The 13,216-nt window shown below is 42.0% G+C and carries 10 protein-coding genes; 7 read left to right on the top strand and 3 right to left on the bottom strand.

What is annotated here, in order from left to right:
- The first annotated feature begins 40 nt into the window (after nucleotides 1-40).
- Both AC1ECB_RS25295 and AC1ECB_RS25300 read left to right on the top strand, forming a co-directional pair.
- Nucleotides 41-910 (top strand): tetratricopeptide repeat protein, encoded by an 870-nt coding sequence (locus AC1ECB_RS25295; protein WP_485666381.1) that lies wholly within the window; start codon nucleotides 41-43, stop codon nucleotides 908-910.
- Between the two features lie 418 nt (nucleotides 911-1,328).
- Entirely contained in the window at nucleotides 1,329-1,874 is a 546-nt protein-coding gene (locus tag AC1ECB_RS25300) for a hypothetical protein (protein ID WP_485666382.1), read from the top strand.
- Between the two features lie 280 nt (nucleotides 1,875-2,154).
- Here the strand turns inward: AC1ECB_RS25300 and tnpA are convergent, their stop codons facing one another.
- Nucleotides 2,155-2,571, bottom strand: a complete 417-nt coding sequence (tnpA, locus tag AC1ECB_RS25305) for an IS200/IS605 family transposase (RefSeq protein ID WP_485664871.1) — start codon at nucleotides 2,569-2,571, stop codon at nucleotides 2,155-2,157.
- A 258-nt stretch (nucleotides 2,572-2,829) separates the two neighbouring features.
- Here tnpA and AC1ECB_RS25310 point away from each other — a divergent pair, with 258 nt between their 5' ends.
- The 4 genes from AC1ECB_RS25310 to ltrA (AC1ECB_RS25325) all read left to right on the top strand — a co-directional run bounded on the left by AC1ECB_RS25310 (nucleotide 2,830) and on the right by ltrA (AC1ECB_RS25325) (nucleotide 7,225).
- A complete protein-coding gene (locus AC1ECB_RS25310; protein ID WP_485666383.1) occupies nucleotides 2,830-3,099 on the top strand; it encodes a hypothetical protein in 270 nt (89 codons plus the stop codon).
- Nucleotides 3,100-3,112: 13 nt separating this feature from the next.
- Entirely contained in the window at nucleotides 3,113-3,316 is a 204-nt protein-coding gene (locus tag AC1ECB_RS25315) for a hypothetical protein (protein ID WP_485666384.1), read from the top strand.
- Nucleotides 3,267-5,486, top strand: a complete 2,220-nt coding sequence (tnpC, locus tag AC1ECB_RS25320; protein WP_485666385.1) for an IS66 family transposase — start codon at nucleotides 3,267-3,269, stop codon at nucleotides 5,484-5,486. Before AC1ECB_RS25315 ends, tnpC begins: the two co-directional genes overlap by 50 nt.
- A gap of 362 nt (nucleotides 5,487-5,848) precedes the next feature.
- Nucleotides 5,849-7,225, top strand: a complete 1,377-nt coding sequence (gene ltrA, locus AC1ECB_RS25325) for a group II intron reverse transcriptase/maturase (RefSeq protein WP_485664894.1) — start codon at nucleotides 5,849-5,851, stop codon at nucleotides 7,223-7,225.
- A 403-nt stretch (nucleotides 7,226-7,628) separates the two neighbouring features.
- On the opposite strand, the gene AC1ECB_RS25330 is transcribed toward ltrA (AC1ECB_RS25325), so the two are convergent.
- Both AC1ECB_RS25330 and AC1ECB_RS25335 read right to left on the bottom strand, forming a co-directional pair.
- Nucleotides 7,629-8,780, bottom strand: coding sequence for an IS91 family transposase (locus AC1ECB_RS25330; RefSeq protein ID WP_485665747.1), 1,152 nt, complete (start codon nucleotides 8,778-8,780; stop codon nucleotides 7,629-7,631).
- Nucleotides 8,777-9,649, bottom strand: coding sequence for a tyrosine-type recombinase/integrase (locus AC1ECB_RS25335; protein WP_485665399.1), 873 nt, complete (start codon nucleotides 9,647-9,649; stop codon nucleotides 8,777-8,779). Before AC1ECB_RS25335 ends, AC1ECB_RS25330 begins: the two co-directional genes overlap by 4 nt.
- Nucleotides 9,650-10,632: 983 nt before the next feature.
- Between AC1ECB_RS25335 and ltrA (AC1ECB_RS25340) the strand changes: the two genes are divergently transcribed.
- Entirely contained in the window at nucleotides 10,633-12,663 is a 2,031-nt protein-coding gene (gene ltrA / locus AC1ECB_RS25340) for a group II intron reverse transcriptase/maturase (protein ID WP_485664615.1), read from the top strand.
- The last annotated feature ends 553 nt before the right edge of the window (nucleotides 12,664-13,216 follow it).

Here is a 13,216-nt window from a genome sequence, read left to right on the forward strand (position 1 = left end):
AACAATGGCAAACATCATCATACAAGGAGGACAATAATTTATGTATTCTTTCAGGTATTTTAAATTAATTCTGTTGACTATGCTATTAGTTACTGCTGTTTCTTTATCTTCTGCATATGCTGAAACTGAGGAAATGGTTACTGCTTCCCAATGGTATAACAAAGGCTATGAGTTTTATTGTAAAAAAGAATATGACAATGCTATTGAAGCTTTTTCAAAAGCGATAGAGCTTAATCCGCAACATTTTTCAGCTTATCTCTATCGCGGAAATTCCTATAATGACAACAAGCAATATGAATTGGCTGTAACTGACTTTAGTAAAGCTATCTTGTTGGAACCGAAAAATTCTAATGCTTATCGCAACCGGGCTTTAGCTTACGAGAATTTAGACAAAATGAATGAAGGCAGAATCGATATTGATCGTGCAATTGAACTTAATCCTAATAATTTAGCAGCGTTTATCGTTAGGGCTGATATATCTATGGGTAGAATAGCAGTACAACTTTTTGAAAACCCCGATGCTAATATGAAAGGTCTGGACCAGGCGATTGTAGATTGCAATCATGTGACTGAATTAGCGCCTTTTATGACTAGACCGTATATAATTAGGGATATTATATACACAGCGAGGGGCGACTATGATTTATGGATGTCAAATGCAAAAAAACGGTTAGAATTTGATCCAAGTTATAGAAGCAAAATTGAAGAAAACATTGCTCGAAATAAAGCTGGTGGAAATAATTCTGCTAATTATTTATTTACGAATGCTCAACTTTATGATGTTTTGGGTCGTTCATCTGAAGCTATTGAAGCATATCAGAATGTAATAAAATATACTAACCCTCAAAATGTTAGAAACAAAAAGAAAATTGATTATTCTAATAGACGACTTGCCGCATTAGGCAGATAACATTACAGATCAAGTAATAGGCTTGTATAGAAAAAACACCAATGCTGGAAGCTCATAATAAAAAAGTGTCTACTTTATTGTCTTTGCCTAATATTTTATCAAATGTGTCCGAGTTTCAAATAGTCCTTGTTACATTGCCCCCTTTGTGCATTACAACTATGCCACTAGGTTCCATGTGCGTGTTTTGACCACATCGGGCTCAACTTTAATGAAGTTGTAATATAACAGTTATTCAGTTTCTAATCTGTATCATTTATGATAAATACAGGTGTACAATTAAGATTTTGAGGAGATCAGAAAGGTTGTTTTATTGGTTGCATTTTCCTTGATTTCTGCATTCCCGTTAAATGTGTTTGTCGAATCCAAAGAACTTTATTAATGATACCGGAAAATAATTCAAATTTAGGAGGCGAAAAAAATGTTTACTCATAATAAAGAAATCATAAGACAATTAAGTTCATTTTCATCAACAATTTCTAGGGTTTGTCTCTCATTAGTATTGTTAGGTTTTATATTCTTAATGCCATGTTCCACTGTTTCGGCGCAAGATAAATATGCTGACTTTGAGGTTGGCTGGATGCAATTAAATGATACGCAGGAAAAGGTAGTCAGTGTTTTTGGTCAGCCAAAAAGCATTAATGAAAAAGACGCGTCCGGTCCATTCGGAGAAGGTTATATTTGGCGAATCTATGAGTATGATGGACTAAGTGTTACTTTTGTTGTAGGCCCTAACGGGTCAGGCGGTATACATAGACTGAGTACAACGTCACCAGATTTGTATACAAAAAGGGGAATCCGAGCCGGTGATTCTTTGGATAAAGTAAAAGAAATATATCCAGAAGGTTCATATGGAAGATATGGGAAAAACAGATTTATGTATATGGTTGGTTCTCGATACATTTCTTTTCTGATCGGAAGTGATGGAAGGGTTACTCAAGTTGAACTTGCATATAATGGGGCTTAAATATTAAGGTTTCTTTTCATATAAGCGTAATTTTAGTAACCCATGCCCAATATAAAAAACAAGGAAACACCAGTAGTTATACAACTGAAATGGATGGTATTAAGATAATAATTGCATTTACTCGGTCAGGACCAAATTCACCAAGATTAACGGTATTTAGTCATACGACCACCACTTCAAGTGGTGGCTTGTTATTAGCCCTGTAAGGGCTGATTACTTGCTACGCCTAAAAGGCGGGTATCGCAAGCATTGTTACCATCGGCCTCTGAAAGAGGCTCTTTTAGTTCTTTTCTTCTTTTTTTGCTTCTTCCTGTTGTTCTTGTATATATCTCTTAATTGCTTCCTCCGTGATATTTCCCACTGTTGCTACATAATAGCCTCGTGCCCAAAATGCTCTATTCCACTTACTCCCCTGATCTGGATGTACATCGTATATCATTAACGCACTCTTCCCTTTCAAATATCCCATAAATTCTGCTACACTCAATTTGGGCGGGATACTTACGCATAAATGTACATGATCAGCACATACTGCTCCTTCAATAATTTCTACATTTTTGTATTTGCAGAGCTTTTTTAATATTTCTCTCACATCCGCCCTTATTTTTCCGTACAGAACTTTCCTTCTGTACTTCGGTATAAAAACTATGTGATACTGGCATTTCCATTTTGTATGTGATAAGCTTGAACTGTCCATTTTGGATAACCTCCTATGTTCTCTGATATTGGCTTGCGACACCAGTATCATACTAACACAGGAGGTTTTTTAGTTCACCCGCAGTAACGCTTCTGCTTACTCTGTTCTCCCCAGCATAGCTGGGGGATTAGGATTATCATTTATCCAACCCACAATGTTGTTTTTGTTCCCGATACCAACGCTTTACAGAATTTAAAAATAACAACCGACGAAGGTGGATATAGTGGTGGTTATTTTGGCGGTCCTGAAAAAAATCCTGTGGTTCATTACATTGATAGTGTATATGGGCAGGTAAGTAGACTATCCTATTCTACTTTTGGATATAGGCCGCAAAATATGTTTAAGAAGGCTACATCTGTAACAATTGAAATCCCTATGGTTGAATATGTTGGTGGTAATGGTGGTTATACTGCAAGTGGTCAACAGGCTCTCTACCCTTACACTAAGATTGGCGATTACTACTATTCAGTAACATTACCTGACGATATTGTAGCAGAATGGCGACAAGTAATGTCTTTAGCTGACTAAGGAGTGTGGTTATATGTTCGTCAGGAAAATACTCACTAGTTTATTGTTAGTTGCAGTAATACTAGTTTCTTGCCCAGTTTCTGCTGAAGTGATAGAAATTATTGCTGAAGGTATATATATTATGGGGGATGGAGAAACTCTTTCTGTTGCCCAAGAAAGAGCTGTTTTTGAAGCAAAGCGAACAGCTATTGAACAATCTGGTACATATAGTTGCTGATCCGAAAGAACAGGGCAGTGATCTAGGTATGACTGACAGTGGGCCTTATCTGAAAGATTTTCCAGATTATCATGGTATGTATATGATGGGAAATACAAAAGGGCTTTTGGCGATTCAAAAGTTCTTTGAAAAATCGGGAATAGTTACGGCACCAAACAAAGTTGTTCCTTTGGAAATTTCTTACCATTATGTCAGTAAGTTTTTCGAAAATCAATTTTACCAGGAACGGCGCAAGTTGCAATATACTGAAGTCAGCCAGGAAAAATGGCGGCAGTTTGGCAAGGAAAATGGCTATGACAAGTTGATTATTGTTAAAGCCAACTTTATTAAAGATGGTGAGGAATTAGGAACAAGCATGTGGGGAACTAACTATCGTTCTTATTTAATTGCCAATATAAAGGTTTTTGATGTGCAAAAAAACGTGTATTTATATACTGGCGTCTTTGTGGCCGAGGGCAAAGCCACGGATGGGGCACTTACTCCGGATGGCGATCGAGGAGGAGAGAAATATCGTTCAAACATGGAGGCTATTCAACGATGCTTAACTGAATTCTTTAAAACAATCGTTACTACTCAGCCATGGACAAAACACAATGACATGCTAATAAAAAGAAAATATTGGACAAAGCCCGTAGTAAAGCCTATACTGAGTCAAAACACTATGAGCAAGGCGGGGAATGTCATGGATGAATCAAAAATCATCAAAACATACAACGAAGGCATAAATGCGGTGATAACCGTAGTTAAAGATATGAGTTCCCGTATTGACCTTTTGGGCGGAACGATTACTGGGTTGAATACTGAAATTATCGGATTAAATGGTCAAGTCGATAATCTTAACGGTGCAATTCAAAAAATGAAAGAATCCAATGCCAAGCAAGAAGTGAGGATAGCCGAATTAGAGGCTAGGCTCAACAAAAACAGCAATAATAGCAGTAAGCCGCCATCCCAAGACGGATACAGAAAAGCACCAAAGAATAGTCGTCAAAAGAGCGGCAAAACTACGGGTGGTCAGCCAGGCCATCAGGGTAGGACACTGGAAAAAGTAATGGCCCCCGACAAAATCATTGAGCTAACCATACAAACAATCTGTGATTGTGGCTGTAATCTGGAAAGAGTTGAGGATAGCCGGAGAACTCGGCAAGTATTTGATATTCCCAAGCCCCAGATTTTGGTCACAGAGTATGTTGCCCATAGCAAGGTGTGTCCCAGTTGCGGAAAAGTGCACAAAAGCGAATTTCCCATTAGTGTTACGCAGCCTACACAATACGGCAAAAATATGCAAACCCTGATGAACTACTTGACGATGTACCAGCTCATCCCGCTAAATAGAGCAACGGAAGCCATTCGCGATCTTACAGGACAGAGTGTAAGTGAAGGAACCTTGGTAAGTTCTGCGAAAGTGTTGAGCAATAAAGTAAGTGGCACGGTTGAAAGCATAAAACAGGCGATTATCCAGACGGTAGTGGCTCATTTCGATGAAACGGGGATACGCTCGGAAGGTAAAACAAAATGGCTGCACGTAGCGTCTACGGAAAATCTTACCTATTATGAGATTCATGATAAACGCGGTGAAAAAGCGGTACGCGATATAGGTATTCTGCCCAGCTTTGAAGGGACTGCAGTGCATGACCACTGGAAGCCATACTACTGTTTCAGCGACTGCACTCATGCAGAATGCAACGCGCATAACTTACGGTATTTAAAAGATGTTGCGGATAATTACCAGCAGGAATGGGCTGGCGAAATGGCGGGTTTGCTGATTGAAGTTCACCGAAGGGTGAACATGCTAAAAGCGAATGGCTGTTTAGCGATGCCTTGGGAAGAAACGCTGGAGTGGCATGAGCGCTATTGCCATATCATCGAAAAGGGTATTCGTGAGGATTTTGATAAAAGTCCCCAAGTATTAAATAAATGGGGCGAGCCTAAGAAAAGTAAACCCCTTCAATTACTCCATAAGCTTCGGCAATATGACTTAGAAACACTTGCGTTCCTTTACGATTTCGAGGTTCCCTTTGATAATAATCTCGCTGAACAGCTTCGTCAAAAAATATCGGGATGTTTCCGGGGAACTGATGGGGCAAGCACCTTTTTCAGAATCAGGTGTCAACAGGGACGGTTCTGTGCGCCAAGAAGCGCACAGAGTATAGCGGGTGGGAGTCCCGCCTGAGAAGGCTTAGCCAGCCACTCAGTATCTAGCCTTGGGACTGAAGCGGTAACGCCAGGTCTAAGCGTAGGCAAGAAAGGTAGTAGGCCGAAAGCGAGAGCTGAAGATGTAGAGCCCCGAAATCCCCAAATGGGTAGGTCGATGCCTTAGAACCAGCAGAAGACAACACTGAGTTTAGCGATAAAAGGCGAGCTAAATTCAGCTCCCCGGGGTCAAAGGTCTTGGCATGCTACACATCATTACTCTGTGTGAACTTGGGAGACCCTGCCGCCCTCTAACGAGAGTATGGCGGACAAGTCGAAGACGAGGAGGCCAAATAGACGGCAGGGAGTCGGAATGCGCTATAATACTGAGGATGCAGGGTAATGCCTGCGGAGGGAAGGGCGCTACGAAGCAGTGACCTTGAAAAGGGAAACAATGCTGCACTGGAGGCAGAGAAACCATTGGGAACTAAACTAACAAGGATAGCCGAATTAGCCAAACAGCGACCAAAAGTCAAATTGCAAACCCTGATTCATGCTATTGACGAAGAAAGCCTGAAAGCCGCTCATCAGGCGCTAAAAGCAGGTAAAGCCCTAGGCGTAGACGGAATGAGCAAAGAGGAATATGGCAAGCAGCTAGAAGAAAACATCAACGATCTTCTGGGAAGAATGAAACGGCAAGCGTATAAACCACAACCTGTCAAGCGAGTCTATATCCCAAAAGGAAACGGCAAGATGCGTCCGCTAGGTATTCCGTCCTACGAGGATAAAGTGGTGCAGAAAGCCCTTAACGAAATTCTAACAGTCATCTACGAAACAGAATTTCTCGACTGTTCCTATGGATTCAGGCCGGGAAGAAGCTGCCATGATGCGCTAAAAGAAGTCGGCAGAATTATTGAGACGAAGAAGGTCAGCTATGTGGTAGACGCGGACATTAAGGGATTCTTTGACAACGTCGACCACGGGTGGATGATGCGGTGTCTGCAAGAACGCATACAAGACCCTAACCTTTTGCGGCTGATAAGCCGGATTCTCAAGGCGGGCGTTATGGAAGAAGGCGTAGAATACGAGACAGATACAGGAACGCCGCAGGGCGGGGTCGTGTCTGCAACGCTTGCAAACGTCTATCTGCACTATGTACTCGACTTATGGTTCACTCTGAACATAAAGCGTGAAAGCAGAGGCGAAGCCCATATCATCCGGTATGCCGACGACTTTGTTTGCTTCTTTCAATACAAAGACGACGCAGAAGCCTTCTATAGGAAACTAATAGACAGACTAGGGAAATTCAACCTTGAGATTGCCCAAGAGAAAACGAAGATACTCGAATTTGGCCGATTTGCCGAAGAAAGACGAGCCAGACGAGGCGATGGCAAACCGGAGACCTTTGACTTTCTCGGGTTCAGCCATTACTGTAGCAAAGGCAAGCCTGGGAACTACAGCGTCAAGCGGAAAACAAGCAAGAAGAAATTCATTGTGAAGCTAAAAGTCCTCGCAGAATGGGTCCGCAAGAATATGCATACCGAGCTTGGGGACTTAATCAAGCAGCTAAATGCCAAACTAATTGGCCATTTTCGCTATTACGGGATTACCGGCAACCTGCAGCGAATCAAAGCATTCCGGTATTTCGTACGGCGAAAACTGTTTAAGGTCCTCAACCGCAGGAGCCAGAAGAAGAGCGTGAACTGGGATGGGTTTGCAAAGATTGAGGAGCGATTCGCAATTGCCGAGGCAAGAATCTATGTAGATATGTATGGCTAACTGTAAGTGAATGCTGTGGAAGAGCCGGATGCCTTAATTGGGCCCGTCCGGTTCTGAGAGGGGGCCGCCGTGAGGTAGGCCTCTACTCTACTGAAGGTATCAATCGGAAGTTTTGCGCGCAAAAAGGCTCAATTAACAGCTCCCGGCTGCCAGTTGAGCCACAAAACTATCTACGCGCAAAATTTTTGATTGCCTCAGAAGAATGAAGTCGCGGGCTGCCCAGCTATGGAATTTCAATCTTTTTCTCTTGGTTTTTGATCGTTAATTTTTTCTGTTTTCGTACATTTTTTTGTGCTTTACTTTGCTGATTTGTAATAAATTGGGCTTCATTTGTCTTGATTGGACATACCTTCCCCCTCCCCACAAACGGGTCTTGGCAGTATCTATTCAATTTTTGCAACTATTAAGGCGATGCCTCTTTGGGTAACGAATAGCTTGCCTGTAATTTACCTTTTCCACATACAGGACACCTCGTTACATCCCGGCCTACAAGAATGCATAGAATCTCAACAGTTGTAAGACCTTCAAATTTTGGTTTGTAGGTTGGACTTAACGTTAGTTTTCTGCTTAGTTCCAGCTTGGTCTTTTTGTTTCGGTTGGCAAGGAGTCCATAATGCCTGATTTTGACAAAACCTTTGGGAAGTACATGCAGTAAAAATCGCCGGATGAATTCAACGCCACTGAGCGTTAGCGTTTTTGTCTGGTTGTTGTCGTTAGAGTCTCTTACGGTAATTGTCACCGTATGTTCATCCATGGCGACAATGCGCGTATTGGATAAGGCTATCCGGTGCGTGTACCTCCCCAAATATCGGACAACAGCGAGTGGTCCGGAAAAAGTCTTTTTAGAGTAAATGTACCAGTTTTTGGCATAACACTGTTTGAGTAAATCCCGGAAACATTTTGGCTGTTGATATTTCTGGGCATCTCCATAAAACATCAGCAAGTTTTGGCGGTAGTATTGCTTGATGTGGTGAAGAAATTTACCTCGAAACTTTTTAGCTAACACCTTTACTGGAATGAAGAACTTCTTGCTGCTGTTTCGCCATTGATTGTTTTTGGTTAGTCCACCTGCCAATACCACAGTATGGATGTGCGGATGATAGTGCAAATCTTGTCCCCAGGTATGCAGCAAGGAAAAAAAGCCGATCTGTGCACCAAGATATTTGGTATCTTGGGAAAGTTCCGCCAAGGTTTGGGCTACCGCTTTATACAACAAGCCATAAAGCAATTCCTGGTTTTGATAAACCAATGGCTGAAGCTGTGATGGTAAGGTAAACACAACATGGAAGTAAGGGGCAGTGAGGATATCTTTGCTTCTTGCGTCTACCCAAACTGCCTTATTAATACCCTGACACAAAGGGCAGTGCCGATTCCGGCATGAATTGTAACGAACAACTATATGGCCACATTCTTCGCATTCAAACGTATGACCACCTAAAGCTGCTGTCCTGCAGCGCATGATGTCACTAACGGCTTTGGCTTGTTGTATATATGGAGCATAGCTTTGTTCATACTGGGGATAAAACTTAAGGAAAACATCCTGTACAGTAGTCATTTGGGGTTGCTGTTTCCAGTATCAAGAGGACTCTTAATGCCCATAAGGCTTTTCGATGTCATATGCAGGTACGTCATTGTAGTCTGAAGATTTTTATGCCCCAGCATTTGCTGGATAAACACGGGATCGACCCCATCTTCTAATGTATGTGTAGCAAAACAGTGCCGAAGCGTATGGGCAGAAATATTCTGGTCCATTTGCAACTGGTTGCGCAGCTTAATGATGGTATTTTTGATGGACTTAACGTTAATGTGCTCACCTTTGTGTTGTCCTGGAAACAACCAATCGTCCATTTGGTAGCTTGAAAAATATGCCCGGAAGTATTTTCGCAATACATCAAGGGCCAGTTCTGATAAGATGGTGTATCGATTTGTATTATGTTTGGCGTTTTCTACCCGTACGCGCATACTTTTACTACAAATATCACAAATCTTCAATTTAGCTACTTCGCTGACCCTGAGGCCACTACCGTATAGTAATGCTAAAATAGCTTTATGCTTTAGATTCGCAGCTTTATTTAATATTGCCAGTACATCTTGTTTAGGTGGGATGACTGGAAATTTACGTATTCTTTTCATCCGGGGAATTTTTAAGGGGTTCCACTCTTTACCTATGATGCAGGTATGAAAGAATTTGACAGCAGAAATGTAACAATTGATGGTTCCAGCTGACAGACCCTTTTCCTTTTTGAGATAGAGGATATATTGTTGGATATCACTATCTGTAACGTTTTCCATGCATTTGTGTTGATTTTGCATATAATTGATGAAGGCAAAGATTCTTCGCAAATAGGATTCTCGTGAAGATTCCGGAGTTCCTTTAAGTTCAAAGTATAGCTCAATCTCTTGTTTATATTGTTGCATAGACATACTACCTCCTGATTTTTTGGGTTTTGTGAAGCCAATTCATGGCATCAGGAGGAGCTCTAGCTGTGTTAAAAAACGTATGTATTTCAATCTTAAGACATGGTATAATCATAAAGTAAAAAGTACGTTCCTCCTTTCTGGTTTGTTTGGTTTGGCGATTAAACAATACCACAAAAGGGCGTACTTTTTACATTTTTCATGAAATTTTTATTTACGGGAGACTACCAAGGCCATCGCGTGAGCGATTTCGTTCTTCTCAAAGGGTGCGCACTGTTCCTGGACAACCTGTGCAGAAATGAGCAATAAAACCAGGCGCATAAAGCGAATTTTACATTCAAATTGGCAGGAGCATTACCTGCTATGGACTGAATATCGGCAGACCATCCCTAATACTCCGACGTGACTTAAGTAGATTATCCTGCTGAGGTACGAAGCTCGGTGAAGACGGCGAAAAGCAGACCTGTGAAGTGGTTAGCGAAGTAGTCGGGGGCTATAAAGTGATCATGCCTACTCATCAGGAACTTCCGTATGTACGACCCGTAAAGAACAAGATACCTAACTGAAGGTATTTACTCCCTTCGTGGAGTCCAAGCGCAGGAATGGAAATTCCTTTTTTCATTCCTGTTCCAAACCCAATGATAACCCAATGAGGTTTGGAGTCTTACGACCGCCGATAATGGTCAAAAAGATGATTGGCGGGCCAAAGGAAGAGGTTAAAGTCACTATGTAAAGCTAGAATGTAAGAAACAGTGGAACTTCGGACGAGAATGCTAATGCAGATAAAAGCAGATGACTCGAAATGGGAGGAAATGCCCGTTGTATCTGGAGGGCGGCAGCCCGTAGTAATGATGAAATGGAGTAATGTCCATGGAGTGAAGGGGCATAGTCAATATTTATATGAAAGTCAACACAACCTGCTAGGGAAGGCGTGGAGCCATACCTGACATGAAACCAGCTGGCCAAATCGAAAACGAGGAGGCTGATGCTTGGAACAACAATCTAACTATCCCGTCCTAAAAGTTCCTGCCGACGAAAAGGAACTGTATCAATACCTTGACCAGTTGTATACAAAGACCCAGAAAGCAAAAAAAGATAGAAAAGCTATAAAACATAACGGTCTGCTGGAAATCATCATATCAGGGGTTACCATACAAACCGCAGTCCACAATATTAAAGCAAACCGTGGAGCTGACACGCCGGGAACCGATAACGAAACCATGCGGCAAATCCTTGAATTACCCTATGAGCAAGTTATCGATACAATCCAGAAACATTTTAGCCAGTACCAACCTCGGATGATACGCAGAGTGTACATCCCCAAACCGGGAAAAATAAGCCTTCGACCGCTGGGAATACCCGCTGTTACAGACCGCATTATCCAAGAATGTGTTCGCATCGTCATAGAACCAATCCTCGAGGCTCAGTTCTATAGTCATTCTTATGGATTTCGACCCTACCGAGACACACATATGGCTTTGGAAAGAATAGCAGACATCGTCCATAAAACTGGATACCACTGGATCGTCGAGGGAGATATAAAAGCTTATTTCGATACCATAAATCATACCCGGCTGATCAAACAACTTTGGCATATGGGTATCAGGGACAAACGAGTCTTGATGATAATTAAACAAATGCTTAAAGCCGGAATTATGGGCGAAGTTAAGCGAAATCTAATGGGAGCCGCGCAAGGCGGAATCATATCGCCGCTACTGGCAAATGTGTATTTAAATCGATTCGACTGGTCAGTTGCCAATGCCTGGGAAGAAAAGAAAACCCGGTATGCATACACGCGAAAGGATGGTAAGTTACAAGCCTTACGGGAGCGTAGCGCACTAAAACCGGCGTATGTTATCCGCTATGCGGATGACTGGGTACTTGTCACCAACACAAAAACCAATGCAGAAAAGTGGAAATTCCGCCTACAGACAGAATTTATGTCCAAATATAAACTGGCACTATCAGAAGAAAAAACAAGAATCACGAACGTCAGGAAAAAACCAATAGAATTCCTGGGGTTTACCTTCAAGGTCATTAAGTTCGCTAAGGCGCGTAAAGGATACAAGACAAAAACAAGACCCAATCCCTTACGGCTTAAAGACAAAATAAACAGCCTACGCGAACCCATACGGCAGATAAGTAAACAAGGGACGCCAGAACAGACAATAAAGCACATCCATCTGCTAAACAGTCAAATTCGGGGAATCATCAATTACTATGACAAGGCGACTCAAATCACAACGGATATAAACAAACATTCTTGGAATCTTATGTACCTTGCCCGCCGTGAAATGAAGAAAATTGGTGGTCGGTCGATTCCTGCGAATCAGACTGACAATTTATCATCGGTGCATAGTCAATATACAACAAAAATACCGATGCTAGAAGTAAACGGACAGAAAATTGGACTTACCTCTCTGGCCTTTTGCAAATGGCGAAAAACCAAACTGAAAAACCAAGAGGAAACTCCATACACGCAGGAAGGGCGCGAGAGGTATCAACAACGGACAGGAAAGACCAAGGGATTATTTCGCCAAGACAAATTGCTCAACGCGAGCAAAATTGCGAGTCAAACAAACGGTTTAGGGTATAACTTTGAGTATCATTTAAATTGTGCGTATGCATTTAACCGGGATAAAGGGACATGTAGAGTGTGCAAAGTAAAGCTTGGGAGTGAAAATGTGGAATTTCACCGCATTCGACCATCTTTGTCTTTGAAAGACCTTAACCGTGTCCCAAATTTAGCGAGTGTTTGTAAAACGTGTCATGAAAGAATCCACTGGACTGCGGTACATCCGAAATTACCTGTAAAATCGGAGAAAAAGCTTAACAGGATGAGAGAAAAGTTGTTGTTGACTAACCATAAAATATTGATGGAACGCGCGGTGAAGCGAAAGTTTCACGCCGTGTGTGAATCAGGGGAAAAGGGAGTCCGAACGGCGCAAAATGCGTGCGAGGATGCCCCTTACCTACTGGTACTTCAATCGGAAGTTTTGCGCGCAAAAAGGCTCAATTAACAGCTCCCGGCTGCCAGTTGAGCCACAAAACTATCTACGCGCAAAATTTTTGATTGCCTCAGAAGAATGAAGTCGCGGGCTGCCCAGCTATGGAATTTCAATCTTTTTCGACTTATTTCGACGTTTTCTCAAATTATAAATGTGTACATTACAATTTTATCTTATCCAGGCTGAACTGTAAATAAGCCATCGCGGGAGCGATTTCGTTCTTCCGTTTGACAGCGAAATTTTGCTGAGTTGTGTTGCCGATTATCGAAATTGTGACTCACGGGGACAATGGAAGACAAGGCGAAAGTTTGGTTGCTGTTGAAGGATACGAGGTGACGGTTGTTTTGTTTCTCTGCTATTGAGGTGTGAACGTATTGATAAGTGCCAGAAGGTGACAGGTGTTTACTGCAATTCAGGGTAAGGCATAAAGGAAGCACCGGGACGTACATTTTCTTGTGTTGTACCAGACCCCGGTCCCCCTCCAGAAAGCATAAAATCAAGTGTTGTTGCGAAGCGGATTTTGCGTCCCCTTGCTTCTTCCTTGAAGAATTCAGGGGAGGACTCA

This window comes from Sporomusa sp. 246TCP1 (genome assembly GCF_057319775.1).

Excerpts from the sequence above, each read along its gene's own strand:
- AC1ECB_RS25295 (WP_485666381.1), top strand. The coding sequence starts at position 41 with ATGTATTCTTTCAGGTATTTTAAATTAATTCTGTTGACTATGCTATTA.
- AC1ECB_RS25300 (WP_485666382.1), top strand. The coding sequence starts at position 1,329 with ATGTTTACTCATAATAAAGAAATCATAAGACAATTAAGTTCATTTTCA.
- tnpA (WP_485664871.1), bottom strand. The coding sequence starts at position 2,571 with ATGGACAGTTCAAGCTTATCACATACAAAATGGAAATGCCAGTATCAC.
- AC1ECB_RS25315 (WP_485666384.1), top strand. The coding sequence starts at position 3,113 with ATGTTCGTCAGGAAAATACTCACTAGTTTATTGTTAGTTGCAGTAATA.
- ltrA (WP_485664894.1), top strand. The coding sequence starts at position 5,849 with ATGCCTGCGGAGGGAAGGGCGCTACGAAGCAGTGACCTTGAAAAGGGA.
- AC1ECB_RS25330 (WP_485665747.1), bottom strand. The coding sequence starts at position 8,780 with ATGACTACTGTACAGGATGTTTTCCTTAAGTTTTATCCCCAGTATGAA.
- AC1ECB_RS25335 (WP_485665399.1), bottom strand. The coding sequence starts at position 9,649 with ATGTCTATGCAACAATATAAACAAGAGATTGAGCTATACTTTGAACTT.